Genomic DNA, 26,126 nt, shown 5'->3' with positions numbered 1-26,126 from the left:
TGTAGGTGCGGGCGTTGTTGCTAAAGTAATGAGCTAATTATTGATTAATTAGTTTTGAGCTTAAAAAGGGCGCTTCGGCGCCCTTTTTGCTGCCTGCAATTCATTCGCTGTAATATTTATTCGCATTTTTCGCTAACCCAACCGGCGTGCAAACATAATTGTGCTATTGTAATCATAACTATTCTCATTTACACTTTGCACAGAAATTGAACGGGAGCGATCATGTACGTTTGTTTGTGTAATGCGATAAGTGATAAAAAAATTCGTCAGGCTGTTCGCCAGTTTCATCCTCAGTCCTTTCAGCAATTACGTAAGTTTATTCCTGTTGGAAATCAATGCGGTAAGTGTATTCGGGCTGCGCGTGAAGTGATGCAGGATGAATTAACTCAAATACCAGAATTTAAAGAGATCGCCTAAGTCACACTCTTTTTTTTGACATCCCTGTAGCCCCATCTACGCTCTAAGAGTGGAAGCGGAGGGACTATAAAATGAAAGGTGATGTTAAAATCATAAATTATCTCAATAAACTATTGGGAAATGAGCTTGTCGCAATCAACCAGTATTTTCTCCATGCCCGTATGTTTAAAAACTGGGGACTGACTCGCCTCAATGATGTTGAGTATCATGAATCTATTGATGAGATGAAACACGCCGATAAATATATCGAGCGTATTTTATTCTTAGAAGGGCTGCCAAACTTACAGGATCTGGGTAAGTTAGGGATTGGTGAAGATGTTGAGGAGATGCTGCAGTCAGATCTTCGACTTGAACTTGATGGCGCGAAAGATTTGCGTGAAGCCATTGCCTATGCCGATAGCGTTCATGACTACGTCAGCCGGGATATGATGATAGAAATCCTTACTGAAGAAGAAGGGCATATTGACTGGCTCGAAACGGAGCTGGATTTGATTTCAAAACTTGGCTTGCAAAATTATCTGCAATCACAGATTAAAGTCAGTGACTAATCGCCCTGCATCAGATTTACCCAGCCAATAATAAAACCCGCCGCCGCCAGATATGGCCCAAAAGGCAGCGGGTTTTTTAGTACCTTTCTTCCATCCGTAACGCTCCTAATCCCAATGATGCAACAGGCCAGACAGGCAGCAGTGAAGACCAACAGCGGTAATGATTCCCAACGATGCCACGCACCAAGTGCTGCGAGAAATTTTACATCACCATAGCCTAGTCCTTCCTGTCGTCTTACCAGCCGGTAGCTCCAATAGAGAAGTGAAAACACGCTATATCCCACCACGGCCCCCCAAACTGCATCAGATAATTCAGCCGGTTTACAGCATTGATGATAAATAAGACCACTCCATAGAAGAGGGCAGGTAAACTTGTCTGGCAATAAACCGGTGCGTAAATCCTGTATCCAAAGAAGCCCGCATAAGGACGTGTAGGTAAACAGGAAGAGGAGGTTGATGTACATGCTCGAATTCTCATCGCTAAAGAGATAACCCTCCAGTAAATGTGGCGTCCATACAAGATCCGAATAGCTATAACGGTTGCCTGCTTCCAGTAAAAATATGCATGCGCAAGTTTCTACAATCTGCCTGGAATGGTGCTCGCATTACAGGTCGGGTGATTAATTTCTACACGGCACTTGCGTAAGGCTGAGATTTACGTATAATGCGCGGGCTTGTCTTAATTGACGGCTGGTTCAATCTGAACCACTGATAGTCGATTTGACTATCTGACAATGTTCCCGATTGGGGAACTCTGTAAGAACGGTTACACTCTCCCATCAATCGTAATGGGTTTGAGGAGTAACTATTTCGTCTATAAAATAATTGGAGCTCTGGTCTCATGCAGAACCAAAGAATCCGTATCCGCCTGAAAGCGTTTGATCATCGTCTGATCGATCAATCAACCGCGGAAATCGTCGAGACTGCTAAGCGCACTGGTGCGCAAGTCCGTGGTCCGATCCCGCTGCCGACCCGCAAAGAGCGCTTTACCGTTCTGATTTCTCCGCACGTTAATAAAGACGCGCGTGATCAGTACGAGATTCGCACTCACAAGCGTCTGGTTGACATCGTTGAGCCAACTGAGAAAACCGTTGATGCTCTGATGCGTCTGGATCTGGCTGCCGGTGTAGACGTGCAGATCAGCCTGGGTTAATCAGGTCATCGAGCGATTGAGAGGTTGATACAATGATTGGTTTAGTCGGTAAAAAAGTGGGAATGACCCGCATCTTCACTGAAGATGGCGTATCTATCCCAGTAACCGTAATCGAAGTTGAAGCAAACCGCGTTACTCAGGTTAAAGACCTGGCTAACGACGGCTACCGCGCTATTCAGGTTACCACTGGTGCTAAAAAAGCTAACCGTGTAACCAAGCCGGAAGCTGGTCACTTTGCTAAAGCTGGCGTTGAAGCTGGCCGCGGCCTGTGGGAGTTCCGTCTGGCGGATGGTGAAGAATTCACCGTAGGTCAGAGCATTAGCGTTGAACTGTTTGCTGACGTTAAAAAAGTTGACGTAACCGGTACCTCTAAAGGTAAAGGTTTCGCTGGTACCGTTAAGCGCTGGAACTTCCGTACCCAGGACGCTACTCACGGTAACTCCTTGTCTCACCGCGTTCCGGGTTCTATCGGTCAGAACCAGACTCCGGGCAAAGTGTTCAAAGGCAAGAAAATGGCAGGTCAGCTGGGCAACGAGCGTGTAACCGTTCAGAGCCTGGACGTAGTACGTGTTGACGCTGAGCGCAACCTGCTGCTGGTTAAAGGTGGTGTTCCGGGTGCGACCGGTTGCGACCTGATCGTTAAACCAGCTGTGAAGGCGTAAGGGGATAGCAATGGAATTAGTATTGAAAGACGCGCAGAGCGCGCTGACTGTTTCCGAAACTACCTTCGGTCGTGATTTCAACGAAGCGCTGGTTCACCAGGTTGTTGTTGCTTATGCAGCTGGTGCTCGTCAGGGTACTCGTGCTCAGAAGACTCGTGCTGAAGTAACTGGTTCAGGCAAAAAGCCGTGGCGCCAGAAAGGTACCGGCCGTGCGCGTTCAGGTTCTATCAAGAGCCCGATCTGGCGTTCTGGTGGCGTGACCTTCGCTGCTCGCCCGCAGGACCACAGTCAAAAAGTTAACAAAAAGATGTACCGCGGCGCGCTGAAAAGCATTCTGTCCGAACTGGTACGTCAGGATCGTCTGATCGTTGTCGAATCATTCTCTGTAGAAGCGCCTAAAACTAAGCTGCTGGCACAGAAACTGAAAGACATGGCTCTGGAAGATGTGCTGATCATCACCGGTGAGCTGGACGAAAACCTGTTCCTGGCTGCGCGCAACCTGCACAAGGTTGACGTACGCGATGCAACTGGTATCGACCCGGTTAGCCTGATCGCCTTCGACAAAGTCGTAATGACTGCTGATGCTGTTAAGCAAGTTGAGGAGATGCTGGCATGATTCGTGAAGAACGTCTGCTGAAGGTGCTGCGCGCACCGCACGTTTCTGAAAAAGCGTCTACTGCGATGGAAAAAACTAATACCATCGTTCTCAAAGTTGCTAAAGACGCGACCAAAGCAGAAATCAAAGCTGCTGTGCAGAAACTGTTTGAAGTCGAAGTCGAAGTCGTTAACACCCTGGTAGTTAAAGGGAAAGTTAAACGTCACGGACAGCGTATCGGTCGTCGTAGCGACTGGAAAAAAGCTTACGTCACCCTGAAGGAAGGCCAGAATCTGGACTTCGTCGGCGGCGCTGAGTAAGTCGGAGGAGTAATACAATGGCAGTTGTTAAATGTAAACCGACATCTCCGGGTCGTCGCCACGTCGTTAAAGTGGTCAACCCAGAGCTGCACAAGGGCAAACCTTTTGCTCCGCTGGTTGAAAAAAACAGCAAATCCGGTGGTCGTAACAACAATGGCCGTATCACCACTCGTCACATCGGTGGTGGTCACAAGCAGGCTTATCGTATCGTTGACTTCAAACGCAACAAAGACGGTATCCCGGCAGTTGTTGAACGTCTTGAGTACGATCCGAACCGTTCCGCGAACATCGCGCTGGTTCTGTACAAAGACGGTGAACGCCGTTACATCCTGGCCCCTAAAGGCCTGAAAGCTGGCGACCAGATTCAGTCTGGCGTTGATGCTGCAATCAAAGCAGGTAACACCCTGCCGATGCGCAATATCCCGGTTGGTTCTACCGTTCATAACGTAGAAATGAAACCAGGTAAAGGCGGTCAGCTGGCACGTTCCGCTGGTACTTACGTTCAGATCGTTGCTCGTGATGGTGCTTATGTCACCCTGCGTCTGCGTTCTGGTGAAATGCGTAAAGTCGAAGCAGACTGCCGTGCAACTCTGGGCGAAGTTGGCAATGCTGAGCATATGCTGCGCGTTCTGGGTAAAGCAGGTGCTGCACGCTGGCGTGGTGTTCGTCCTACCGTTCGCGGTACTGCGATGAACCCAGTCGACCACCCACATGGTGGTGGTGAAGGTCGTAACTTTGGTAAGCACCCGGTAACTCCGTGGGGCGTTCAGACCAAAGGTAAGAAGACCCGCAGCAACAAGCGTACTGATAAATTCATCGTACGTCGCCGTAGCAAATAATTTTAGAGGATAAGCCATGCCACGTTCTCTCAAGAAAGGTCCTTTTATTGACCTGCACTTGCTGAAGAAGGTAGAGAAAGCGGTGGAAAGCGGAGACAAGAAGCCCCTGCGCACTTGGTCCCGTCGTTCAACGATCTTTCCTAACATGATCGGTTTGACCATCGCTGTCCATAATGGTCGTCAGCACGTTCCGGTATTTGTTTCCGACGAAATGGTCGGTCACAAACTGGGTGAATTCGCACCGACTCGTACTTATCGCGGCCACGCTGCTGATAAAAAAGCGAAGAAGAAATAAGGTAGGAGGAAGAGATGGAAACTTTAGCTCAACATCGCCATGCTCGTTCTTCTGCTCAGAAGGTTCGCCTTGTTGCAGACCTGATTCGCGGTAAGAAAGTGTCGCAGGCTCTGGATATTCTGACCTACACCAATAAGAAAGCGGCTGTACTGGTTAAGAAAGTCCTGGAATCTGCCATTGCTAACGCTGAACACAACGATGGCGCTGACATTGACGATCTGAAAGTTACGAAAATTTTCGTAGACGAAGGCCCGAGCATGAAGCGCATTATGCCGCGTGCAAAAGGTCGTGCAGATCGCATCCTGAAGCGCACCAGCCACATTACTGTGGTTGTGTCCGATCGCTGAGACTCTGGAGACTAGCAATGGGTCAGAAAGTACATCCTAATGGTATTCGCCTGGGTATTGTAAAACCATGGAACTCAACCTGGTTTGCGAACACCAAAGAATTCGCTGACAACCTGGACAGCGATTTTAAAGTACGTCAGTACCTGACTAAGGAACTGGCGAAAGCGTCTGTATCTCGTATCGTGATCGAGCGTCCGGCTAAGAGCATCCGTGTGACCATTCACACCGCTCGTCCGGGTATCGTTATCGGTAAGAAAGGCGAAGACGTAGAAAAACTGCGCAAAGTCGTAGCGGATATTGCTGGCGTTCCTGCTCAGATCAATATCGCCGAAGTGCGTAAACCTGAACTGGACGCAAAATTGGTTGCTGACAGCATCACTTCTCAGCTGGAACGTCGTGTTATGTTCCGTCGTGCTATGAAGCGTGCTGTACAGAACGCAATGCGTCTGGGCGCTAAAGGTATTAAAGTTGAAGTTAGCGGCCGTCTGGGCGGCGCGGAAATCGCACGTACCGAATGGTACCGCGAAGGTCGCGTACCTCTGCACACTCTGCGTGCTGACATCGACTACAACACCTCTGAAGCGCACACCACTTACGGTGTAATCGGCGTTAAAGTGTGGATCTTCAAAGGCGAGATCCTGGGTGGTATGGCTGCTGTTGAACAACCGGAAAAACCGGCTGCTCAACCTAAAAAGCAGCAGCGTAAAGGCCGTAAATAAGGAGCGTCGCTGATGTTACAACCAAAGCGTACAAAATTCCGTAAAATGCACAAAGGCCGTAACCGCGGTCTGGCGCAGGGTACGGATGTTAGCTTCGGCAGCTTCGGTCTGAAAGCTGTTGGCCGTGGTCGTCTGACTGCCCGTCAGATCGAAGCAGCACGTCGTGCTATGACCCGTGCAGTTAAGCGTCAAGGTAAGATCTGGATCCGTGTATTCCCGGACAAACCGATCACTGAAAAGCCGCTGGCAGTGCGTATGGGTAAAGGTAAAGGTAACGTGGAGTATTGGGTTGCCTTGATTCAGCCGGGTAAAGTCCTGTATGAAATGGACGGCGTACCGGAAGAGCTGGCCCGTGAAGCATTCAAGCTGGCAGCAGCGAAACTGCCGATTAAAACCACCTTTGTAACTAAGACGGTGATGTAATGAAAGCAAAAGAGCTGCGTGAGAAGAGTGTTGAAGAGCTGAACACCGAGCTGCTGAATCTGCTGCGTGAGCAGTTCAACCTGCGTATGCAGGCTGCAAGTGGCCAGCTGCAACAGTCTCACCTGTTGAAGCAAGTGCGTCGTGATGTCGCACGCGTTAAGACTTTACTGACTGAGAAGGCGGGTGCGTAATGACCGATAAAATCCGTACTCTGCAAGGTCGCGTTGTTAGCGACAAAATGGAGAAATCCATTGTTGTTGCTATCGAACGTTTTGTGAAACACCCGATCTACGGTAAATTCATTAAGCGTACGACCAAACTGCACGTACATGACGAGAACAACGAATGCGGTACTGGTGACGTGGTTGAAATCCGCGAATGCCGTCCGCTGTCCAAGACTAAGTCCTGGACGCTGGTTCGCGTTGTAGAGAAAGCTGTTCTGTAATACAGTAGGCATTCTCAACGAATAAACGGCTCAGCGATGAGCCGTTTATTTTTTCTACCCATATCGTTTAAGCGGTGTTATAATGCCGCGCCCCCGATATGGGGCTTTTTTAACGACCTGATTTTCGGGTCTCAGTAGTAGTTGACATTAGCGGAGCACTAAAATGATCCAAGAACAGACTATGCTGAACGTCGCCGACAACTCCGGTGCACGTCGCGTAATGTGTATCAAGGTTCTGGGTGGCTCGCACCGTCGCTACGCAGGCGTAGGCGACATCATCAAGATCACCATCAAAGAAGCAATTCCGCGTGGTAAGGTCAAAAAAGGTGATGTGCTGAAGGCGGTAGTGGTGCGCACCAAGAAGGGTGTTCGTCGCCCGGACGGTTCTGTCATTCGCTTCGATGGTAATGCATGCGTTATTTTAAACAATAACAGCGAGCAACCTATCGGTACGCGTATTTTTGGGCCGGTAACTCGTGAACTTCGTAACGAGAAGTTCATGAAAATTATCTCTCTGGCACCAGAAGTACTCTAAGGAGCGAATCATGGCAGCGAAGATCCGTCGTGATGACGAAGTTATCGTGTTAACCGGTAAAGATAAAGGTAAACGCGGTAAAGTGAAAAATGTCCTGTCTTCCGGCAAGGTCATTGTTGAAGGTATCAACCTGGTTAAGAAACATCAGAAGCCGGTTCCGGCCCTGAACCAACCAGGCGGCATCGTAGAGAAAGAAGCAGCTATTCAGATCTCTAACCTTGCTATCTTCAACGCGGCAACCGGCAAGGCTGACCGTGTAGGCTTTAGATTCGAAGACGGCAAAAAAGTCCGTTTCTTTAAATCTAATAGCGAAACTATCAAGTAATTTGGAGTAGTACGATGGCGAAACTGCATGATTACTACAAAGACGAAGTAGTCGCTAAACTCATGACTGAGTTTAACTACAATTCTGTCATGCAAGTCCCTCGGGTCGAGAAGATCACCCTGAACATGGGTGTTGGTGAAGCGATCGCTGACAAGAAACTGCTGGATAACGCAGCAGCTGACCTGACAGCAATCTCCGGTCAAAAACCGCTGATCACCAAAGCACGCAAATCTGTTGCAGGCTTCAAAATCCGTCAGGGCTATCCGATCGGCTGTAAAGTAACTCTGCGTGGCGAACGCATGTGGGAGTTCTTTGAGCGCCTGATCACTATTGCTGTTCCACGTATCCGTGACTTCCGTGGCTTGTCCGCTAAGTCTTTCGACGGTCGTGGTAACTACAGCATGGGTGTCCGTGAGCAGATCATCTTCCCAGAAATCGACTACGATAAAGTCGACCGCGTGCGTGGTTTGGATATTACCATTACCACTACTGCGAAATCTGATGAAGAAGGCCGTGCTCTGCTGGCTGCCTTTGACTTCCCGTTCCGCAAGTAAGGTAGGGTTACTGAATGGCTAAGCAATCAATGAAAGCACGCGAAGTAAAGCGCGTAGCTTTAGCTGATAAGTACTTCGCAAAACGCGCTGAACTGAAAGCTATCATCTCTGATGTGAACGCGACCGACGAAGATCGTTGGAACGCAGTTCTGAAGCTGCAGTCTCTGCCGCGTGATTCCAGCCCGTCTCGTCAGCGTAACCGCTGCCGTCAAACTGGTCGTCCGCACGCTTTCCTGCGGAAGTTCGGGTTGAGCCGTATTAAGGTCCGTGAAGCCGCTATGCGCGGTGAAATTCCGGGTCTGAAAAAGGCTAGCTGGTAATTGTCACCAATTGAATCACGGGAGTAAAGACAGATGAGCATGCAAGATCCGATCGCGGATATGCTGACCCGTATCCGTAACGGTCAGGCCGCGAATAAAGCTGCGGTCACCATGCCTTCCTCCAAGCTGAAAGTGGCAATTGCCAACGTGCTGAAGGAAGAAGGTTTTATTGAAGATTTTAAAGTTGAAGGCGACACCAAGCCGGAACTGGAACTTACTCTTAAGTATTTCCAGGGTAAAGCTGTTGTAGAAAGCATTCAGCGTGTCAGTCGCCCAGGTCTGCGCATTTATAAGCGTAAAGACGAGCTGCCAAAAGTTATGGCTGGCATGGGTATCGCAGTTGTTTCTACCTCTAAAGGTGTTATGACTGATCGTGCAGCGCGCCAGGCTGGTCTTGGTGGCGAAATTATCTGCTACGTAGCCTAATCGGAGGAAAAAATGTCTCGTGTTGCTAAAGCACCGGTCGTTATTCCTGCCGGCGTTGATGTAAAAATCAACGGTCAGGTTATTACGATCAAAGGTAAAAACGGCGAGCTGACTCGTACTCTCAACGATGCTGTTGAAGTTAATCATGCAGATAATGCACTGACCTTCGGTCCGCGTGATGGTTACGCAGATGGATGGGCTCAGGCTGGTACCGCGCGTGCCCTGCTGAACTCAATGGTTGTCGGTGTTACCGAAGGCTTCACTAAGAAGCTGCAGCTGGTTGGTGTAGGTTATCGTGCAGCGGTCAAAGGGAATGTAGTAAACCTGGCATTAGGTTTCTCTCATCCAGTTGATCATGAACTGCCGGCAGGGATTACTGCAGAATGTCCGTCTCAGACTGAAATCGTGCTGAAAGGCGCTGATAAACAGCTGATCGGTCAGGTTGCAGCAGATCTGCGCGCCTACCGTCGTCCTGAGCCTTACAAAGGCAAGGGTGTTCGTTACGCCGACGAAGTCGTGCGTACCAAAGAGGCTAAGAAGAAGTAAGGTAACACTATGGATAAGAAATCTGCTCGTATCCGTCGTGCGACCCGCGCACGCCGCAAGCTCAAAGAGCTGGGCGCAACTCGCCTGGTGGTACATCGTACCCCGCGTCATATTTACGCACAGGTAATTGCACCGAACGGTTCTGAAGTTCTGGTAGCTGCTTCTACTGTAGAAAAAGCTATCGCTGAACAACTGAAGTACACCGGTAACAAAGACGCTGCAGCAGCTGTGGGTAAAGCTGTCGCCGAACGCGCTCTGGAAAAAGGCATCAAAGATGTGTCCTTTGACCGTTCCGGGTTCCAATATCATGGTCGTGTCCAGGCACTGGCAGATGCTGCCCGTGAAGCTGGCCTTCAGTTCTAAGGTAGAGGTGTAAGATGGCTCACATCGAAAAACAAGCTGGCGAACTGCAGGAAAAGCTGATCGCGGTAAACCGCGTATCTAAAACCGTTAAAGGTGGTCGTATTTTCTCCTTCACAGCTCTGACTGTAGTTGGCGATGGTAACGGTCGCGTTGGTTTTGGTTACGGTAAAGCGCGTGAAGTTCCAGCAGCGATCCAGAAAGCGATGGAAAAAGCCCGTCGCAATATGATTAACGTCGCGCTGAACCACGGCACCCTGCAGCACCCGGTTAAGGGTACTCACACGGGTTCTCGTGTATTCATGCAGCCGGCTTCCGAAGGTACCGGTATCATCGCCGGTGGTGCAATGCGCGCCGTTCTGGAAGTCGCTGGAGTTCGTAACGTTCTGGCTAAAGCGTATGGTTCCACCAACCCGATTAACGTGGTTCGTGCAACTATCGATGGTCTGGAAAATATGAAATCTCCGGAAATGGTCGCTGCCAAGCGTGGTAAATCCGTTGAAGAAATTCTGGGGAAATAAACCATGGCAAAGACTATTAAAATTACTCAAACCCGCAGTGCAATCGGTCGTCTGCCGAAACATAAGGCAACGCTGCTTGGCCTGGGTCTGCGTCGTATTGGTCACACCGTAGAGCGCGAGGATACTCCTGCTGTTCGTGGTATGGTCAACGCGGTTTCCTTCATGGTTAAAGTTGAGGAGTAAGAGATGCGTTTAAATACTCTGTCTCCGGCCGAAGGCTCCAAAAAGGCGGGTAAACGCCTGGGTCGTGGTATCGGTTCTGGCCTCGGTAAAACCGGTGGTCGTGGTCACAAAGGTCAGAAGTCTCGTTCTGGCGGTGGCGTACGTCGCGGTTTCGAAGGTGGTCAGATGCCTCTGTACCGTCGTCTGCCGAAATTCGGCTTCACTTCACGTAAATCAGCGATTACAGCCGAAGTTCGTCTGTCTGACCTGGCTAAAGTTGAAGGCGGTGTTGTAGACCTGAATACGCTGAAAGCAGCTAACATTATCGGTATCCAGATCGAGTTCGCGAAAGTGATCCTGGCTGGTGAAGTAACTACTCCGGTAACTGTTCGTGGCCTGCGTGTTACTAAAGGCGCTCGTGCTGCTATCGAAGCTGCTGGCGGTAAAATCGAGGAATAAGTAGCAGATGGCTAAACAACCGGGATTAGATTTTCAAAGTGCCAAAGGTGGCTTAGGCGAGCTGAAACGCAGACTGCTGTTTGTAATCGGCGCGCTGATTGTGTTCCGTATTGGCTCTTTCATTCCGATCCCTGGTATTGATGCCGCTGTACTTGCCAAACTGCTTGAGCAACAGCGAGGCACCATCATTGAAATGTTTAACATGTTCTCTGGTGGTGCTCTCAGCCGTGCTTCTATCTTTGCTCTGGGGATCATGCCGTATATTTCGGCGTCGATCATTATCCAGCTGCTGACGGTGGTTCACCCAACGTTAGCGGAAATTAAGAAAGAAGGGGAGTCTGGTCGTCGTAAGATCAGCCAGTACACCCGCTACGGTACTCTGGTGCTGGCTATATTCCAGTCGATCGGTATTGCTACCGGTCTACCGAATATGCCTGGTATGCAGGGCCTGGTGATGAATCCAGGCTTTGCATTCTATTTCACCGCTGTTGTAAGTCTGGTTACAGGAACAATGTTCCTGATGTGGTTGGGCGAACAGATTACTGAACGTGGTATCGGGAACGGTATCTCAATCATTATCTTCGCCGGTATTGTCGCGGGACTCCCGCCAGCCATTGCCCATACTATCGAGCAAGCGCGTCAAGGCGACCTGCACTTCCTCGTGTTGCTGTTGGTTGCAGTATTAGTATTTGCAGTGACGTTCTTTGTTGTATTTGTTGAGCGTGGTCAACGCCGCATTGTGGTAAACTACGCGAAACGTCAGCAAGGTCGTCGTGTCTATGCTGCACAGAGCACACATTTACCGCTGAAAGTGAATATGGCGGGGGTAATCCCGGCAATCTTCGCTTCCAGTATTATTCTGTTCCCGGCTACCATCGCGTCATGGTTCGGGGGCGGTACTGGTTGGAACTGGCTGACAACAATTTCGCTGTATTTGCAGCCTGGGCAACCGCTTTATGTGTTACTCTATGCGTCTGCAATCATATTCTTCTGTTTCTTCTACACGGCGTTGGTTTTCAACCCGCGTGAAACAGCAGATAACCTGAAGAAGTCCGGTGCATTTGTACCAGGAATTCGTCCGGGAGAGCAAACGGCGAAGTATATCGATAAAGTAATGACACGCCTGACTTTGGTTGGTGCGCTTTACATTACCTTTATCTGCCTGATCCCGGAGTTCATGCGTGATGCAATGAAAGTACCGTTCTACTTCGGTGGGACCTCACTGCTTATCGTTGTAGTCGTGATTATGGACTTTATGGCTCAAGTGCAAACTCTGATGATGTCAAGTCAGTACGAGTCTGCATTGAAGAAGGCGAACCTGAAAGGCTACGGTCGTTAACGGTCGCCCGAGAAGTTACGGAGAGTAAAAATGAAAGTTCGTGCTTCCGTCAAGAAATTATGCCGTAACTGCAAAATCGTTAAGCGTGATGGTGTCATCCGTGTGATTTGCAGTGCCGAGCCGAAGCATAAACAGCGCCAAGGCTGATTTATTCGCATATTTTTCTTGCAAAGTTGGGTTGAGCTGGCTAGATTAGCCAGCCAATCTTTTGTATGTCTGTGCGTTTCCATTTGAGTATCCTGAAAACGGGCTTTTCAGCATGGTGCGTACATATTAAATAGTAGGAGTGCATAGTGGCCCGTATAGCAGGCATTAACATTCCTGATCAGAAACATGCTGTGATCGCATTAACTTCGATCTACGGCGTCGGCAAGACCCGTTCCAAGGCCATTCTGGCTGCAGCGGGTATCGCTGAAGATGTTAAGATCAGTGAGCTGTCTGAAGAACAAATCGACACGCTGCGTGACGAAGTTGCCAAATTTGTCGTTGAAGGTGATCTGCGCCGTGAAGTTAGCATGAGCATCAAGCGCCTTATGGACCTTGGTTGCTATCGCGGTTTGCGTCATCGTCGTGGTCTCCCGGTTCGCGGTCAGCGTACCAAGACCAACGCACGTACCCGTAAGGGTCCGCGCAAACCGATCAAGAAATAATCGGGGTGATTGAATAATGGCAAAGGCACCAATTCGTGCACGTAAACGTGTAAGAAAACAAGTCTCTGACGGCGTGGCTCATATCCATGCTTCTTTTAACAACACCATCGTTACCATTACTGATCGTCAGGGTAACGCACTGGGTTGGGCAACAGCCGGTGGTTCCGGTTTCCGTGGTTCTCGCAAATCCACTCCGTTTGCAGCTCAGGTTGCAGCAGAGCGTTGCGCTGAAGCCGTAAAAGAATACGGTATCAAGAATCTGGAAGTTATGGTCAAAGGACCGGGTCCAGGTCGCGAATCTACTGTTCGTGCTCTGAACGCCGCTGGTTTCCGCATCACTAATATTACTGATGTGACTCCGATCCCTCATAACGGTTGTCGTCCGCCGAAAAAACGTCGCGTATAACGCTGTCGTTTCTAGGATTGTTGGAGAAAGAAAATGGCAAGATATTTGGGTCCTAAGCTCAAGCTGAGCCGTCGTGAGGGCACTGACTTATTCCTTAAGTCTGGCGTTCGCGCGATCGATACCAAGTGTAAAATTGAACAAGCTCCTGGCCAGCACGGTGCGCGTAAACCGCGTCTGTCTGACTATGGTGTGCAGTTGCGTGAAAAGCAAAAAGTTCGCCGTATCTACGGTGTGCTGGAGCGTCAGTTCCGTAACTACTACAAAGAAGCAGCGCGTCTGAAAGGCAACACCGGTGAAAACCTGTTGGGTCTGCTGGAAGGTCGTCTGGACAACGTTGTATACCGTATGGGCTTCGGTGCCACTCGTGCAGAAGCACGCCAGCTGGTCAGCCATAAAGCAATTATGGTAAACGGTCGTGTTGTTAACATCGCTTCTTATCAGGTTAGTCCGAATGACGTTGTTAGCATTCGTGAGAAAGCGAAGAAGCAGTCTCGCGTGAAAGCCGCTCTGGAGCTGGCTGAGCAGCGTGAAAAGCCAACCTGGCTGGAAGTTGATGCTGGCAAGATGGAAGGTACGTTCAAGCGTAAGCCGGAGCGTTCTGATCTGTCTGCGGACATTAACGAACACCTGATCGTCGAGCTTTACTCCAAGTAAAGCTTAGTACCAAAGAGAGGACACAATGCAGGGTTCTGTGACAGAGTTTCTAAAACCGCGCCTGGTAGATATCGAGCAAGTGAGTTCGACGCACGCCAAGGTGACCCTTGAGCCTTTAGAGCGTGGCTTTGGCCATACTTTGGGTAACGCACTGCGCCGTATTCTGCTCTCATCGATGCCGGGTTGTGCGGTGACCGAGGTTGAGATTGATGGTGTACTACATGAGTACAGCACCAAAGAAGGCGTTCAGGAAGATATCCTGGAAATCCTGCTCAACCTGAAAGGGCTGGCGGTGAGAGTTCAGGGTAAAGATGATGTTATTCTTACCTTGAATAAATCTGGCATTGGCCCTGTGACTGCAGCCGACATTACCCATGATGGGGATGTCGAAATCGTCAAGCCACAGCACGTGATCTGCCACCTGACCGATGAGAATGCATCTATTAGTATGCGTATCAAAGTTCAGCGCGGTCGTGGTTATGTGCCGGCTTCTACCCGAATTCATTCGGAAGAAGATGAGCGCCCAATCGGCCGTCTGCTGGTCGACGCATGCTACAGCCCTGTAGAGCGTATTGCCTACAATGTTGAAGCAGCGCGTGTAGAACAGCGTACCGACCTGGACAAGCTGGTCATCGAAATGGAAACCAACGGCACAATCGATCCTGAAGAGGCGATTCGTCGTGCGGCAACCATTCTGGCTGAACAACTGGAAGCTTTTGTTGACTTACGTGATGTACGTCAGCCAGAAGTTAAAGAAGAGAAACCAGAATTCGATCCGATCCTGCTGCGCCCTGTTGACGATCTGGAATTGACTGTCCGCTCTGCTAACTGCCTCAAAGCAGAAGCTATCCACTATATCGGTGATCTGGTACAGCGTACTGAGGTTGAGCTTCTTAAGACGCCTAACCTTGGTAAAAAATCTCTTACTGAGATTAAAGACGTGCTGGCTTCCCGTGGACTGTCTCTGGGCATGCGCCTGGAAAACTGGCCACCGGCAAGCATCGCTGACGAGTAACCGGATCACAGGTTAAGGTTTTACTGAGAAGGATAAGGTCATGCGCCATCGTAAGAGTGGTCGTCAACTGAACCGCAACAGCAGCCATCGCCAGGCTATGTTCCGCAATATGGCAGGTTCACTGGTTCGTCATGAAATCATCAAGACGACTCTGCCGAAAGCGAAAGAGCTGCGTCGCGTAGTTGAGCCGCTGATTACTCTTGCCAAGACTGATAGCGTAGCTAATCGTCGTCTGGCATTCGCCCGTACTCGTGATAACGAGATCGTGGCAAAACTGTTTAACGAGCTGGGCCCGCGTTTCGCGAGCCGCGCCGGTGGTTACACTCGCATTCTGAAGTGTGGCTTCCGTGCAGGCGACAACGCGCCGATGGCATACATCGAGCTGGTTGATCGCTCTGAGTCGAAAGCAGAAGCTGCTGCAGAGTAATCTGTAGTAACGTAAAAAAACCCGCCCCGGCGGGTTTTTTATATCCGTTGCATCCCCACTTATCTAAAATATCTGTACTCTTTTTGTTCATCTTTTGGAGTGTTGTATGTGGCTACTCGACCAGTGGGCAGAGCGTCATATTATTGATGCGCAGACCAAAGGTGAGTTTGATAATTTGCCTGGTACAGGCGAGCCGCTTGCCCTTGATGATGATTCCCATGTTCCGCCAGAACTTCGAGCCGGATATCGGTTATTAAAAAATTCCGGGTGTCTTCCCCCTGAGATTGAACAACGCAGAGAGGCGATACACCTGCTTGATATCCTCACTGGTATTCGCAAAGATGATCCTCGGTATCAGGAAGTGAGCCGACGCCTTTCTCTGCTTGAACTCAAACTACGACAGGCTGGTCTAAGTACCGAGTTTTTACGCGGCGAGTACGCAGATAAACTTCAACATAAAATTAATGATGACTAGCGGAGGGAGCATGTACCGTATTGGTGAATTAGCAAAACTGGCGGAAGTTACGCCCGATACCATCCGCTACTATGAAAAACAGCAGATGATGGAGCATGAAGTACGCACTGAAGGTGGATTCCGGCTCTATACAGAAAGCGATCTTCAACGTCTTAAATTTATCCGCTATGCACGTCAACTCGGTTTTACTCTGGAGTCGATCCGTGAACTTCTGTCGATCCGCATAGATCCAGAACATCATACCTGCCAGGAATCAAAGGGGATCGTTCAGGAAAGATTAAAGGAAGTTGAAGCCCGTATTGCGGAGCTTCAGACTATGCAAAGGTCACTACAGAGATTGAATGATGCATGTTGCGGTATGGCTCACAGTAGTGTGTATTGCTCTATTCTCGAAGCGCTTGAGCAAGGTGCCAGCGGTACAAAGTCGGGCTGTTGATTTATTGAACCGACGGGAATACACTCGCGCCGTTAAACCAAACAATTGGAGTAATTATGAGTCGTTATCAGCATACGAAGGGGCAGATAAAGGACAATGCCATTGAGGCATTACTGCATGACCCACTATTCAGACAGCGTGTTGAGAAAAATAAGAAAGGGAAAGGCAGTTATCTGCGTAAAGGTAAACATGGCAATCGGGGGAACTGGGAGGCCAGTGGCAAGGAAGTGAATCACTTTTTTACCACTGGCCTTCTTGTTTCAGTGATAGCTTAAGAACGATTATTTTGTTCTTTCAGCAGATCACGAATTTCACTTAGCAATACTTCTTCTTTCGATGGTGCTGGCGGTGCAGCAGGCTCTTCAGCTTTTTTACGGTTTAGTTTATTAATTAGTTTGATGGCCATAAAGATGGCGAACGCAACAATGATGAAATCGAAGATATTCTGTATAAACACACCGTAATGCATCACAACTGCCGGGATATCTCCCTGCGCATCGCGTAGTGTTAACGCAAACTGTTTAAAATCAATCCCACCAATCAGTAACCCAAGTGGCGGCATGATGATATCAGCAACCAGTGATGAAACAATCTTACCGAATGCCGCACCAATAATGACACCCACTGCCAAATCTACAACATTCCCGCGCATCGCAAATTCGCGAAACTCTTTAATAATACTCATTTTATTCTCCCTATGCAGCTGACGTTTATAAGTTTAACAAATGTTTAGGTAATTTCCATTTATGTATTGCTGAAAGATAAATTTATTAATCCATGATAAATAAAGGGAAATAAAAAGGGCGCTGTATTAGCGCCCGAATAATTACAGAAAGAAAGGACTTGGCTGGAATAATCGCTCGACGTCGGTAATAAACTTTTTATCTGTCAGGAACATAATAACGTGATCGCCCTGCTCAATACGCAAGTTATCATTAGCGATCATGACATCATTACCACGTACAACGGCACCAATAATCGTTCCTGGCGGAAGTTTGATTTCGTCAATTGAGCGACCCACCACCCGGGATGTTGTTTCATCCCCGTGCGCGACGGCTTCAATGGCTTCTGCGACACCACGACGCAGCGAAGAAACACCGACGATGTCAGCTTTACGCACGTGGCTCAGTAGCGCTGAGATGGTTGCCTGTTGCGGTGAAATTGCAATATCGATTACGCTGCCCTGTACCAGATCGACGTATGCCTTACGCTGGATCAGCACCATTACTTTTTTGGCTCCCATCCGTTTGGCGAGCATTGCCGACATGATGTTCGCTTCATCATCGTTGGTTACAGCGATAAATAGATCAACTTGATCAATGTGCTCTTCCGCCAGCAACTCTTGATCAGAAGCATCACCAAAAAAGACGATCGTATTCTGCAGTTTTTCAGCAAGCTCAGAAGCACGTTGTTGATCGCGTTCGATCAACTTGACGCTGTAATCTTTTTCCAGTCGACGCGCCAGACCGGCACCGATATTGCCGCCACCTACTAACATAATGCGCTTGTAGGGTTTCTCCAGACGCTGTAATTCGCTCATTACAGCACGAATATGCTGTGAGGCAGCAATAAAGAACACCTCATCACCTGCTTCAACAATAGTAGAGCCTTGCGGACGAATGGGGCGGTCATGACGGAAAATTGCCGCAACTCGGGTATCAATATGCGGCATATGTTCGCGCATTGTTGACAACGCATTCCCGATCAGTGGGCCGCCATAGTAGGCTTTAACCACTGCAAGGCTGACTTTTCCTTCCGCGAAATTAACAACCTGTAGTGCACCTGGATATTCAATCAGACGATAAATGCTATCGATAACCAACTGCTCAGGTGCAATCAGATGATCAATAGGTACTGCATCGGAATGGAATAGCTTGTCCGCATCGCGGACATAATCTGGTGAGCGAATACGTGCGATGCGGTTGGGTGTATTAAAGAGTGAATAAGCTACCTGACAGGCAACCATATTGGTTTCATCGGAACTGGTCACCGCAACCAGCATATCGGCATCATCAGCACCGGCTTCGCGTAGTACTCTGGGATGCGAGCCATGCCCTTGTACTACACGGAGATCAAACTTGTCTTGCAGACTGCGCAGACGCTCACCGTTGGTATCGACTACCGTGATATCGTTGTTCTCTCCGACCAGGTTCTCAGCCAGCGTACCGCCAACCTGCCCTGCGCCCAGAATGATAATTTTCATCAGTCGCGACCCATTATCTCATCACTTTTTGATTAGCTTAGCGTAAAAGAAGCCATCACCTTCTTCCGCACCCGGTAAATTCTGACGTCCGGGTTGCTCTGACGTACCCGTTTCGCTTAATACTGCATCTGGCGTACGGGCCAGAAAGCCTGCAATCTGTTGCTGGTTCTCTTCCGGTAAAATAGAGCAGGTCGCATAAACCAGCGTGCCGCCAGGCTTCAGATGTGCCCACGTTGCATTAAGAATCTCAGCCTGCAACTGTGCGAGTTCGGCAATATCCCGGTCACGGCGCAGCCATTTGATATCGGGATGGCGACGAATAACTCCGGTCGCTGAACAAGGTGCATCCAGCAAAATACGATCGAACTTCTGCTTACCACACCATTGTTGCGGGTAGCGTCCATCACCCTGCTTAATGGTCGCCTTCATGCCAAGGCGTTTCAGGTTGTCGTAAACACGTGACAAACGTTTTTCATCAACGTCCACTGCTGTTACGTTAGCCTCGGGGGCTACTTCCAGAATATGTGTTGTCTTACCACCAGGGGCGCAGCATAAATCAAGGATCTGCTCACCATTTTGTGGTTGCAGATAGCTCATGCAGCCCTGAGCTGAGGCATCCTGAACTGTTACCCAGCCCTGTTCGAAACCAGGTAAAGCCAGTACCGATACAGGAGTTTCCAGCCGCACGGCATCTGGGTATTCCGGATGTGGGAAACCGGTCAGGCCCGCTTCATTCAACAGGCTCAGCCAGGCATCACGGTTGTGGTGGTTGCGATTTACGCGCAGCCACATTGGTGGACGCTGGTTATTTGCCTCAAGAATAGCTTCCCATTGCTGCGGATAGGCACTTTTAATACGCTTCACTAACCAGGACGGATGTAAGAAACGTAGCTCGCTGTGTGCAAACTCAGTGAGTAGTTCTTCCTGGCGGCGTTGAAACTGGCGTAAGACGCCGTTAATTAGTCCTTTCAACTGCGGACGCTTGATAACAACTGCGCCTTCTACAGTCTCGGCAAGCGCTGCATGAGGTGGAATACGGGTATACAACAACTGGTAGAGGCCAACCATGACCAGATAGTGAACTGTGCGCTGTTTGCCCGTCATCGGGCGTTCCATCAGCTGTTTAATTATCCACTCTAGTTGGGAAAGCGTACGTAACACGCCAAAGCAAAGCTCCTGTAACAGCGCTTTATCTTTATCGGATACTTTCTGCTGCATGACGGGTAGCACATTGCTCAACGACTGCCCTTTTTCAACAACCTGTTCGACGGCCTGGGCCGCCATACTGCGTAAATTAATATGTTTTTTCATAAGCGCAAAAATAAAAATGCCCGGAGAGCCCGGGCTTTAAAGAGATGAACCGTCAGAGCAGACGATTTCCGGGCACGAACCACTCCCGGCGCGAATTAAGCAAATCCTGCGCGCTCATGGCCTTTTTACCGGCAGGCTGCAAAGAGATGAGATTCAGGATGCCATCGCCTGTCGCTATCTGGATGCCCTGACGGGTTGCCTCCAGGATAGTACCTGGTTCGGCACCGGCAGGTTTATCGATGACCGTAGCTTGCCAGATTTTGACCGGTTGCTCGTCGATGACGATGTAGCTCATTGGCCATGGGTTAAAGGCTCGGATGCAGCGTTCCAGTTGTGCGGCGCTGAGCGTCCAGTCCACGCGTGCCTCTTCTTTACTGAGCTTCTCAGCATAGCAAACCAGCGACTCGTCCTGAACCTCAGGTTTTGCGGTACCAGTTGCCAGCAGATGCAACGTATGCAGCAGACCCTGAGGGCCGAGCTTAGCCAGCTTGTCATAGAGGCTGGCACTGGTATCGTCGGCGGTGATTGGGCAGGAGAGTTTATGCAACATATCACCCGTATCAAGACCAACATCCATCTGCATAATGGTAACGCCTGTTTCAGCATCGCCAGCCCAGAGCGAACGTTGGATAGGGGCAGCGCCTCTCCAGCGCGGAAGCAGAGAACCGTGAACGTTGATGCACCCCAGACGCGGCATATCCAGCACGGCTTTCGGCAGGATCAGGCCATATGCCACCACTACCATTACGTCTGCGTGTAAGTCAGCAACCAACTGCTGGTTTTCCTGGGGACGAAGAGAAACAGGTTGAAAAACAGGTAACCCTTTCTCTTCCGCCAGTACTTTTACCGGACTGGGCATCAGCTTTTTGCCGCGTCCAGCAGGGCGGTCCGGTTGGGTGAATACGCCGACGACGTTATGTCCAGAAGACAGTAACGCGTCGAGATGACGCGCTGCAAAGTCAGGTGTACCCGCAAAAATTATACGTAGTGATTCTGACACGTTGATCCTTGTCCTTAAGCTCGTGCGTTCAGACGGTCGAGTTTTTCAACTTTCTGACGAATACGTTGTTGCTTCAACGGAGACAGATAATCGATAAACAGTTTACCGACCAGGTGATCCATTTCATGTTGAATACAGATGGCTAACAAGCCATCGGCTTCGAGTTCAAAAGGTTTACCATCGCGATCGAGCGCACGAATTTTAACGGTCTCAGCGCGTGGTACGAGTGCTCGCTGTTCCGGGATCGACAGGCAACCTTCTTCAATTCCAGTCTCACCTTTTTTTTCCAGCAGTTCCGGGTTAATTAGCACCAGACGCTCGTCGCGGTTTTCAGAGACATCAATAACAATAATACGTTGATGAATATCGACCTGCGTTGCCGCCAGACCGATACCTTCTTCGGCGTACATCGTTTCGAACATATCATCGACGATACGCTGAATTTCTGCATTCACTTCTTCAACCGGTTTTGCGACTTTGCGAAGACGCTCGTCCGGAATATGTAACACTTGCAAAACTGACATAGTTATCCAGAGTTGTATTCAGGAGTTGGAAAGATTATTACCTCTATTCTAGACAAAACCCCCTCTGATTGACAGCATCAGTGACCAATCGCAAAGATTGCTAAGGCTGCTTGTGGCAGGGGAATAAGGATGACCCACACCGAGATTTGGTTACGTTTAACACGAGTGAGTGAGCTGTATGGTGATGAGATGGTTCGCGTCGCTCACTTGCTTATTGCTATGCCCTGTATTAACAAAACGATACTTCAACATGCAGGATTCTCGGAGCGACAGGCAGAGCGTTTCTTAACCTTTCCAGAGTCTACTCTGGATAAAACGCTGCGCTGGCTGGAACTGCCCTATCACTATTTAATTGTTGCCGACAGCATGCATTATCCTTCGCAACTTCGCGCTATTGAGGATTATCCAGGAGTCCTCTTTGTTGTTGGAAATCCCGAATGCCTTCATTCATTTCAGGTCGCAGTCGTAGGTAACCGGCAGCACTCCTGGTATGGCGAGCGTTGGGGGCGTTTTTTTTGTGAAAAGCTCGCTGCGTATGGGGTGACGATCACCAGTGGACTCGCTCGAGGTATTGATGGCGTGGCACACAAGGCTGCGGTGAATATGAAAGGGACAAGTATTGCAGTGCTGGGGAATGGATTGGAAACCATTCATCCAAGGCGGCATGTTTGTCTCGCTGAACATCTGGTTGAGGCTGGAGGTGCGCTGGTGTCTGAATTCCCTCTGGACACGCTTCCTTTACCGCGTAATTTCCCCCAACGAAATCGTATTATCAGTGGTCTAAGTAAAGGAGTGCTGGTCGTTGAAGCTGCACAGCGTAGCGGCTCACTGGTTACGGCACGTTGTGCACTGGAACAAGGACGAGAGGTATTTGCCTTGCCCGGGCCAATCGGGAGTCCGGGTAGCGAAGGTCCTCATTGGCTCATTAAGCAGGGGGCGACACTTGTGACGATGCCAGAGGATATTCTGGAAAATTTGCAATACGGGTTACATTGGTTGCCAGATGAGCCTGAAAATTCAATTTATTCGCCAGATCACGAAGAGGTGGCATTGCCATTTCCTGAGCTCCTGGCTAACGTAGGAGATGAGGTAACACCTGTTGACGTCGTCGCTGAACGTGCCGGCCAACCTGTGCCAGAGGTAGTGGCTCAGCTACTCGAACTGGAGTTAGCAGGATGGATCGCAGCTGTACCCGGCGGCTATGTCCGATTGAGGAGGGCAAGCCATGTTCGACGTACTAATGTATTTGTTTGAGACATATATCCATAACGAAGCAGAGCTACGTGTGGATCAGGACAAACTGGAACGGGATCTTACCGACGCTGGTTTTGATCGTGAAGACATCTACAACGCGTTACTGTGGCTGGAAAAGCTTGCTGATTATCAGGACGGCCTTGCTGAGCCTATGCAGCTTGCATCGGATCCTCTTTCTATGCGTATTTATACTGCAGAAGAGTGCGATCGACTGGATGCGAGTTGTCGGGGGTTCTTGTTATTCCTGGAACAGATTCAGGTGCTAAACCTCGAAACGCGAGAAATGGTGATTGAACGCGTACTCGCACTGGATACGGCAGAGTTCGATCTGGAAGACCTGAAGTGGGTGATCCTGATGGTTTTATTCAACATTCCAGGTTGTGAAAATGCATATCAACAAATGGAAGAATTACTCTTTGAAGTGAATGAAGGTATGCTGCATTAATCAATCTTCGTTCAGTATGAGTTGTTATGGCTAAATCAGCACTGTTTACGGTGCGTAAAAACGATCCCTGCCCACAATGCGGGGCCGAACTGGTTATTCGCTCCGGGAAACACGGTCCGTTTCTCGGCTGTTCACACTATCCAGAATGCGATTATGTCCGTCCGCTTAAATCTTCTGCGGACGGACATATAGTCAAAGTTTTGGAGGGTAAGTTTTGTCCTGTATGTGGTTCAGAGCTGGTGCTGAGGCAAGGACGATTCGGGATGTTTATTGGTTGCAGTGATTATCCTGCCTGCGAACATACCGAACTTATCGACAAACCTGATGAAACGGCAATTGTTTGTCCTCAATGCCAGACGGGCCATCTGGTTCAGCGCCGCTCCCGTTATGGCAAAACGTTTTACTCCTGCGATCGCTATCCGGAGTGCCAGTTTGTCATTAACTTCAAACCTTTAGCTGGAGAGTGTCCTGAGTGTCACTATCCGCTCCTCATCGAAAAGAAAACCGCGCAGGGTGTGAAACACTTCTGTGCCAGTAAACAATGTGGAAAGCCGATATCGGCGGAATAAAAAGTGAATAATAACCTGCCCACAGACACAATCGCTGCGGCGATAGAAGTTCTGAAACAAGAAAATGTCATCGCCTATCCAACGGAAGCTGTTTTCGGCGTAGGTTGTAATCCTGATAGTGAAATGGCGGTTACCCGCTTACTGGAGCTGAAACAACGGCCAATTGAAAAAGGCTTAATTCTGATTGCGGCTAGTTTTGAGCAACTCAAACCGTATATCGATGACAGCATGCTTACCGATACACAACGTAAAGCTGTTTTTGCTCGCTGGCCAGGCCCGGTCACTTTTGTTTTTCCTGCTCGTTCTTCCACCCCTCGTTGGTTGACAGGGCGTTTTGATTCTCTGGCCGTTCGCGTCACGGATCACCCGCTAGTGGTTGCATTGTGCCAGGCTTATGGCAAACCGTTAGTCTCTACCAGTGCTAATTTGAGTGGTTTACCCCCTTGCAGAACGGTAGAGGAAGTACGAGCGCAGTTCGGTGTAGACTTTCCCGTTGTTGAAGGCGATACCGGAGGGCGTTTGAATCCTTCGGAAATCCGTGATGCTTTGACGGGTGAACAGTTTCGACAGGGGTAATATGAAAGAAGCCTATGCTGTTTTTGGTAATCCGATAGCGCACAGTAAATCGCCTTTAATCCATCAGCAATTTGCTCAGCAGCTGAAGATTGATCATTCCTATGGGCGTGTACTGGCGCCAATCAATAACTTTGTGAATACGCTGAATACCTTTTTTGCTGAAGGGGGGAAGGGAGCGAATATTACCGTTCCTTTTAAAGAAGAGGCATTTGCGCGAGCCGATGAATTGACTGAACGGGCGTCACTTGCCGGGGCGGTCAATACGCTTAAGCGTCTGGAGGATGGGCGTTTACTGGGAGATAACACCGATGGCATTGGCTTGTTAAGCGATCTTGAGCGTTTATCTTTTATTCGCCCCGGGACACGTATTCTGCTTATTGGCGCTGGTGGTGCATCCCGTGGAGTATTGTTGCCTCTTCTTTCTATGGATTGTGCGGTTACCATCGTTAACCGTACCGCATCTCGAGCTGAAGAACTGGCTCAGATCTTCTCCCATACCGGCAGTGTTCAGGCAGCAGGGATGGATGAACTTGAGAACTACGAATTCGATCTGATTATTAATGCGACGTCCAGTGGAATTAGTGGTGATGTTCCAGCCATTCCTGCATCGTTGATTCATGCTTCCGTCTGTTGTTACGACATGTTTTATCAGAAAGGCGCAACACCGTTCCTTTCCTGGTGTGTGCTTCAGGGAGCAAAACGTTATGCTGATGGCTTGGGAATGCTGGTGGGGCAAGCGGCGCATGCTGTTTTACTCTGGCATGGCGTACTGCCGGAGATTGAACCAATCATTAAAAAGTTGCAACAGGAACTGTCCGCATGAATCAGGCGATCCAGTTCCCCGATAGAGAAGAGTGGAAAGCAGATATCAATGCTGTCGTCTTTCCTGCTATGGTTCATGGCATGCAGCTAATATGTGCCATAAAGGGAGAAGTGTTGGCGCATCGCTTTGGTGGCGACACGCCTGAACAGTGGCTGGAGATTTTTCGGATGCATCGCTGGGATCTGGAAGAAGAGGCAGAAACACTGATCCAAGCCCAGCAAGAAGACGATCACGGCTGGGTCTGGTTACCCTGACTTAAATACTCGTCTTTCCACTTCACATAGTTGTTAGCGGAGTATTGTAGACCAGCTTTCTCTTCATCACTCAGTGGGCGGATCTGCTTTACTGGACTTCCCAGGTACAGATACCCGCTTTCCAGGCGTTTATTTTGTGGAACCAGGCTTCCTGCACCAATCATAACGTCATCTTCTACTACCACACCGTCCAGCAGAATCGAACCCATACCGACCAAAACACGGTTGCCAATGACGCAGCCGTGCAGCATCACTTTATGACCTACGGTGACATCCTCACCAATGATGAGTGGGTTACCCTGTGGGTTAGAAGAGGATTTATGCGTGACATGTAGCACGCTACCGTCCTGAATGTTCGTACAAGCGCCAATTTGCACGTAGTTAACATCACCACGGATAGCCACCAGTGGCCAGATCCCGACATCATCAGCCAGGCGAACATCACCAATGACGACACTGCTGGTATCGATCATCACGCGTTTCCCGATCTGTGGGAAAAGATCCTTATAAGGACGTAGTACATCAGACATGTTTACCTCAACGAAAATAGAGCGGTAATGAAGACTTTGGTTGGATTATTGAGACTGTGCAAGTGATTTAGTTATCAAAAATCAGCCAAATTGCGCAGGAATGTAGCGAAAGGGGCAAAAAAACGTCATTCAGTAAAAAAGATCTAAAAAACACTTGTGCTAAAAAATGGGATCCCTATAATGCGCCTCCATCGACACGGCGGATGTGAATCACTTCACGCAGACAGCCGGTCCGGTTGAAGAGAAAAATCCTGACATTCAGGG

46 protein-coding genes are annotated in these 26,126 nt (G+C 49.3%); 39 read left to right on the top strand and 7 right to left on the bottom strand.

Annotated elements, in window-relative coordinates; genetic code table 11:
* The first annotated feature begins 222 nt into the window (after positions 1-222).
* Positions 223-417 (top strand): bacterioferritin-associated ferredoxin, encoded by a 195-nt coding sequence (bfd, locus tag AACS05_RS21640; RefSeq protein ID WP_071829044.1) that lies wholly within the window; start codon positions 223-225, stop codon positions 415-417.
* Positions 418-488: 71 nt separating this feature from the next.
* Complete coding sequence (gene bfr / locus AACS05_RS21635; protein WP_045448334.1) at positions 489-965, top strand: bacterioferritin; 477 nt, start codon at positions 489-491, stop codon at positions 963-965.
* Here the strand turns inward: bfr and AACS05_RS21630 are convergent.
* On the bottom strand, positions 962-1,429 hold the full coding sequence (locus AACS05_RS21630) for a prepilin peptidase (protein ID WP_045448332.1): 468 nt from the start codon (positions 1,427-1,429) through the stop codon (positions 962-964). The genes bfr and AACS05_RS21630 overlap by 4 nt on opposite strands.
* Positions 1,430-1,806: 377 nt before the next feature.
* On the opposite strand from AACS05_RS21630, the gene rpsJ reads away from it, so the two are divergent.
* The 31 genes from rpsJ to arfA all read left to right on the top strand — a co-directional run bounded on the left by rpsJ (position 1,807) and on the right by arfA (position 16,648).
* Entirely contained in the window at positions 1,807-2,118 is a 312-nt protein-coding gene (gene rpsJ, locus AACS05_RS21625) for a 30S ribosomal protein S10 (protein ID WP_001181005.1), read from the top strand.
* A gap of 32 nt (positions 2,119-2,150) precedes the next feature.
* A complete protein-coding gene (rplC, locus tag AACS05_RS21620) occupies positions 2,151-2,780 on the top strand; it encodes a 50S ribosomal protein L3 (RefSeq protein WP_045448329.1) in 630 nt (209 codons plus the stop codon).
* A 10-nt stretch (positions 2,781-2,790) separates the two neighbouring features.
* Positions 2,791-3,396 carry a 50S ribosomal protein L4 gene (gene rplD, locus AACS05_RS21615; protein WP_003031119.1) on the top strand — a complete coding sequence of 202 codons (606 nt, stop codon included), beginning with the start codon at positions 2,791-2,793 and terminating at the stop codon, positions 3,394-3,396.
* The gene (rplW, locus tag AACS05_RS21610) at positions 3,393-3,695 is read left to right on the top strand and encodes a 50S ribosomal protein L23 (protein WP_000617546.1); all 303 of its coding nucleotides are present in this window, start codon (positions 3,393-3,395) and stop codon (positions 3,693-3,695) included. Before rplD ends, rplW begins: the two co-directional genes overlap by 4 nt.
* 17 nt (positions 3,696-3,712) lie before the next feature.
* Positions 3,713-4,534, top strand: coding sequence for a 50S ribosomal protein L2 (gene rplB / locus AACS05_RS21605; RefSeq protein WP_000301869.1), 822 nt, complete (start codon positions 3,713-3,715; stop codon positions 4,532-4,534).
* A 16-nt stretch (positions 4,535-4,550) separates the two neighbouring features.
* Complete coding sequence (rpsS, locus tag AACS05_RS21600) at positions 4,551-4,829, top strand: 30S ribosomal protein S19 (protein ID WP_001138115.1); 279 nt, start codon at positions 4,551-4,553, stop codon at positions 4,827-4,829.
* 14 nt (positions 4,830-4,843) lie between these two features.
* Positions 4,844-5,176 carry a 50S ribosomal protein L22 gene (gene rplV / locus AACS05_RS21595; RefSeq protein WP_000448832.1) on the top strand — a complete coding sequence of 111 codons (333 nt, stop codon included), beginning with the start codon at positions 4,844-4,846 and terminating at the stop codon, positions 5,174-5,176.
* A gap of 17 nt (positions 5,177-5,193) precedes the next feature.
* Positions 5,194-5,895: a 30S ribosomal protein S3 gene (rpsC, locus tag AACS05_RS21590; protein ID WP_000529945.1), complete on the top strand. Its 702-nt coding sequence runs from the start codon at positions 5,194-5,196 to the stop codon at positions 5,893-5,895.
* Positions 5,896-5,907: 12 nt separating this feature from the next.
* Positions 5,908-6,318: a 50S ribosomal protein L16 gene (rplP, locus tag AACS05_RS21585; protein ID WP_000941212.1), complete on the top strand. Its 411-nt coding sequence runs from the start codon at positions 5,908-5,910 to the stop codon at positions 6,316-6,318.
* Entirely contained in the window at positions 6,318-6,509 is a 192-nt protein-coding gene (gene rpmC / locus AACS05_RS21580; RefSeq protein WP_000644742.1) for a 50S ribosomal protein L29, read from the top strand. Before rplP ends, rpmC begins: the two co-directional genes overlap by 1 nt.
* Positions 6,509-6,763, top strand: a complete 255-nt coding sequence (gene rpsQ / locus AACS05_RS21575) for a 30S ribosomal protein S17 (protein WP_003031120.1) — start codon at positions 6,509-6,511, stop codon at positions 6,761-6,763. The genes rpmC and rpsQ overlap by 1 nt, the downstream gene beginning before the upstream one ends.
* 163 nt (positions 6,764-6,926) lie before the next feature.
* Positions 6,927-7,298 carry a 50S ribosomal protein L14 gene (gene rplN / locus AACS05_RS21570; RefSeq protein WP_000613954.1) on the top strand — a complete coding sequence of 124 codons (372 nt, stop codon included), beginning with the start codon at positions 6,927-6,929 and terminating at the stop codon, positions 7,296-7,298.
* Positions 7,299-7,308: 10 nt separating this feature from the next.
* The gene (rplX, locus tag AACS05_RS21565; protein WP_003031122.1) at positions 7,309-7,623 is read left to right on the top strand and encodes a 50S ribosomal protein L24; all 315 of its coding nucleotides are present in this window, start codon (positions 7,309-7,311) and stop codon (positions 7,621-7,623) included.
* A 14-nt stretch (positions 7,624-7,637) separates the two neighbouring features.
* On the top strand, positions 7,638-8,177 hold the full coding sequence (gene rplE / locus AACS05_RS21560; protein ID WP_003031123.1) for a 50S ribosomal protein L5: 540 nt from the start codon (positions 7,638-7,640) through the stop codon (positions 8,175-8,177).
* A gap of 14 nt (positions 8,178-8,191) precedes the next feature.
* Positions 8,192-8,497 carry a 30S ribosomal protein S14 gene (gene rpsN, locus AACS05_RS21555; RefSeq protein WP_045448294.1) on the top strand — a complete coding sequence of 102 codons (306 nt, stop codon included), beginning with the start codon at positions 8,192-8,194 and terminating at the stop codon, positions 8,495-8,497.
* Positions 8,498-8,530: 33 nt separating this feature from the next.
* Positions 8,531-8,923 carry a 30S ribosomal protein S8 gene (rpsH, locus tag AACS05_RS21550; protein WP_003031127.1) on the top strand — a complete coding sequence of 131 codons (393 nt, stop codon included), beginning with the start codon at positions 8,531-8,533 and terminating at the stop codon, positions 8,921-8,923.
* A gap of 12 nt (positions 8,924-8,935) precedes the next feature.
* A complete protein-coding gene (gene rplF, locus AACS05_RS21545) occupies positions 8,936-9,469 on the top strand; it encodes a 50S ribosomal protein L6 (RefSeq protein ID WP_045448292.1) in 534 nt (177 codons plus the stop codon).
* Positions 9,470-9,478: 9 nt separating this feature from the next.
* Positions 9,479-9,832, top strand: coding sequence for a 50S ribosomal protein L18 (rplR, locus tag AACS05_RS21540; protein ID WP_000358956.1), 354 nt, complete (start codon positions 9,479-9,481; stop codon positions 9,830-9,832).
* 14 nt (positions 9,833-9,846) lie between these two features.
* Positions 9,847-10,350, top strand: a complete 504-nt coding sequence (gene rpsE, locus AACS05_RS21535) for a 30S ribosomal protein S5 (protein ID WP_003031131.1) — start codon at positions 9,847-9,849, stop codon at positions 10,348-10,350.
* Between the two features lie 3 nt (positions 10,351-10,353).
* Positions 10,354-10,533 (top strand): 50S ribosomal protein L30, encoded by a 180-nt coding sequence (gene rpmD, locus AACS05_RS21530; protein WP_001140434.1) that lies wholly within the window; start codon positions 10,354-10,356, stop codon positions 10,531-10,533.
* Positions 10,534-10,536: 3 nt separating this feature from the next.
* Positions 10,537-10,971: a 50S ribosomal protein L15 gene (gene rplO / locus AACS05_RS21525; protein ID WP_045448284.1), complete on the top strand. Its 435-nt coding sequence runs from the start codon at positions 10,537-10,539 to the stop codon at positions 10,969-10,971.
* A 7-nt stretch (positions 10,972-10,978) separates the two neighbouring features.
* Positions 10,979-12,310 (top strand): preprotein translocase subunit SecY, encoded by a 1,332-nt coding sequence (gene secY, locus AACS05_RS21520; RefSeq protein ID WP_001118864.1) that lies wholly within the window; start codon positions 10,979-10,981, stop codon positions 12,308-12,310.
* 30 nt (positions 12,311-12,340) lie between these two features.
* Positions 12,341-12,457: a 50S ribosomal protein L36 gene (gene rpmJ / locus AACS05_RS21515; RefSeq protein ID WP_000868187.1), complete on the top strand. Its 117-nt coding sequence runs from the start codon at positions 12,341-12,343 to the stop codon at positions 12,455-12,457.
* 146 nt (positions 12,458-12,603) lie between these two features.
* Positions 12,604-12,960 (top strand): 30S ribosomal protein S13, encoded by a 357-nt coding sequence (gene rpsM, locus AACS05_RS21510; RefSeq protein ID WP_003031135.1) that lies wholly within the window; start codon positions 12,604-12,606, stop codon positions 12,958-12,960.
* 16 nt (positions 12,961-12,976) lie between these two features.
* Positions 12,977-13,366, top strand: coding sequence for a 30S ribosomal protein S11 (rpsK, locus tag AACS05_RS21505; protein ID WP_003031137.1), 390 nt, complete (start codon positions 12,977-12,979; stop codon positions 13,364-13,366).
* Positions 13,367-13,399: 33 nt separating this feature from the next.
* Positions 13,400-14,020: a 30S ribosomal protein S4 gene (gene rpsD / locus AACS05_RS21500; protein WP_003031138.1), complete on the top strand. Its 621-nt coding sequence runs from the start codon at positions 13,400-13,402 to the stop codon at positions 14,018-14,020.
* A 25-nt stretch (positions 14,021-14,045) separates the two neighbouring features.
* Positions 14,046-15,035 carry a DNA-directed RNA polymerase subunit alpha gene (locus AACS05_RS21495; RefSeq protein WP_003031139.1) on the top strand — a complete coding sequence of 330 codons (990 nt, stop codon included), beginning with the start codon at positions 14,046-14,048 and terminating at the stop codon, positions 15,033-15,035.
* Positions 15,036-15,075: 40 nt separating this feature from the next.
* Positions 15,076-15,462, top strand: coding sequence for a 50S ribosomal protein L17 (rplQ, locus tag AACS05_RS21490; RefSeq protein WP_001216372.1), 387 nt, complete (start codon positions 15,076-15,078; stop codon positions 15,460-15,462).
* A 106-nt stretch (positions 15,463-15,568) separates the two neighbouring features.
* Positions 15,569-15,937, top strand: coding sequence for a DnaJ family domain-containing protein (locus AACS05_RS21485; protein WP_045448275.1), 369 nt, complete (start codon positions 15,569-15,571; stop codon positions 15,935-15,937).
* A 10-nt stretch (positions 15,938-15,947) separates the two neighbouring features.
* Positions 15,948-16,373, top strand: coding sequence for a Zn(2+)-responsive transcriptional regulator (gene zntR, locus AACS05_RS21480; RefSeq protein ID WP_045448272.1), 426 nt, complete (start codon positions 15,948-15,950; stop codon positions 16,371-16,373).
* Positions 16,374-16,429: 56 nt separating this feature from the next.
* A complete protein-coding gene (gene arfA / locus AACS05_RS21475; RefSeq protein ID WP_045448270.1) occupies positions 16,430-16,648 on the top strand; it encodes an alternative ribosome-rescue factor ArfA in 219 nt (72 codons plus the stop codon).
* Here the strand turns inward: arfA and mscL are convergent.
* The 5 genes from mscL to def form a co-directional block, all read right to left on the bottom strand.
* The gene (gene mscL, locus AACS05_RS21470) at positions 16,645-17,058 is read right to left on the bottom strand and encodes a large-conductance mechanosensitive channel protein MscL (RefSeq protein WP_045448267.1); all 414 of its coding nucleotides are present in this window, start codon (positions 17,056-17,058) and stop codon (positions 16,645-16,647) included. The two genes, arfA and mscL, sit on opposite strands and share 4 nt — an antisense overlap.
* A gap of 141 nt (positions 17,059-17,199) precedes the next feature.
* The gene (gene trkA, locus AACS05_RS21465; RefSeq protein ID WP_045448264.1) at positions 17,200-18,576 is read right to left on the bottom strand and encodes a Trk system potassium transporter TrkA; all 1,377 of its coding nucleotides are present in this window, start codon (positions 18,574-18,576) and stop codon (positions 17,200-17,202) included.
* A 21-nt stretch (positions 18,577-18,597) separates the two neighbouring features.
* Complete coding sequence (gene rsmB / locus AACS05_RS21460) at positions 18,598-19,887, bottom strand: 16S rRNA (cytosine(967)-C(5))-methyltransferase RsmB (RefSeq protein WP_045448261.1); 1,290 nt, start codon at positions 19,885-19,887, stop codon at positions 18,598-18,600.
* Positions 19,888-19,939: 52 nt separating this feature from the next.
* Entirely contained in the window at positions 19,940-20,887 is a 948-nt protein-coding gene (gene fmt, locus AACS05_RS21455) for a methionyl-tRNA formyltransferase (RefSeq protein WP_045448258.1), read from the bottom strand.
* A 14-nt stretch (positions 20,888-20,901) separates the two neighbouring features.
* On the bottom strand, positions 20,902-21,411 hold the full coding sequence (gene def / locus AACS05_RS21450; RefSeq protein WP_045448255.1) for a peptide deformylase: 510 nt from the start codon (positions 21,409-21,411) through the stop codon (positions 20,902-20,904).
* 129 nt (positions 21,412-21,540) lie between these two features.
* On the opposite strand from def, the gene dprA reads away from it, so the two are divergent.
* From dprA to AACS05_RS21420, 6 genes are read left to right on the top strand one after another with little or no spacing between them, the layout of a single operon-like run.
* Positions 21,541-22,665: a DNA-protecting protein DprA gene (gene dprA / locus AACS05_RS21445; protein ID WP_045448252.1), complete on the top strand. Its 1,125-nt coding sequence runs from the start codon at positions 21,541-21,543 to the stop codon at positions 22,663-22,665.
* Positions 22,637-23,110, top strand: coding sequence for a DUF494 family protein Smg (gene smg, locus AACS05_RS21440; RefSeq protein WP_045448249.1), 474 nt, complete (start codon positions 22,637-22,639; stop codon positions 23,108-23,110). Before dprA ends, smg begins: the two co-directional genes overlap by 29 nt.
* Positions 23,111-23,136: 26 nt before the next feature.
* Positions 23,137-23,679, top strand: coding sequence for a DNA topoisomerase family protein (locus tag AACS05_RS21435; protein ID WP_045448246.1), 543 nt, complete (start codon positions 23,137-23,139; stop codon positions 23,677-23,679).
* Positions 23,680-23,682: 3 nt separating this feature from the next.
* Positions 23,683-24,255: an L-threonylcarbamoyladenylate synthase type 1 TsaC gene (gene tsaC, locus AACS05_RS21430; RefSeq protein WP_045448243.1), complete on the top strand. Its 573-nt coding sequence runs from the start codon at positions 23,683-23,685 to the stop codon at positions 24,253-24,255.
* A 1-nt stretch (position 24,256) separates the two neighbouring features.
* On the top strand, positions 24,257-25,078 hold the full coding sequence (aroE, locus tag AACS05_RS21425; protein WP_045448240.1) for a shikimate dehydrogenase: 822 nt from the start codon (positions 24,257-24,259) through the stop codon (positions 25,076-25,078).
* Positions 25,075-25,332, top strand: coding sequence for a DUF1488 family protein (locus AACS05_RS21420; protein ID WP_045448237.1), 258 nt, complete (start codon positions 25,075-25,077; stop codon positions 25,330-25,332). The genes aroE and AACS05_RS21420 overlap by 4 nt, the downstream gene beginning before the upstream one ends.
* Here the strand turns inward: AACS05_RS21420 and AACS05_RS21415 are convergent.
* A complete protein-coding gene (locus AACS05_RS21415) occupies positions 25,308-25,862 on the bottom strand; it encodes a gamma carbonic anhydrase family protein (protein WP_045448235.1) in 555 nt (184 codons plus the stop codon). The genes AACS05_RS21420 and AACS05_RS21415 overlap by 25 nt on opposite strands.
* Between the last annotated feature and the right edge of the window lie 264 nt (positions 25,863-26,126).

This window comes from Citrobacter sp. S-77, assembly GCF_963864895.1.
Taxonomy (GTDB): Bacteria; Pseudomonadota; Gammaproteobacteria; order Enterobacterales; family Enterobacteriaceae; genus Citrobacter; species Citrobacter murliniae.
The sequence above is the reverse complement of the archived record's forward strand: the minus strand, read 5'-3'. Positions and strand labels throughout refer to the sequence as shown.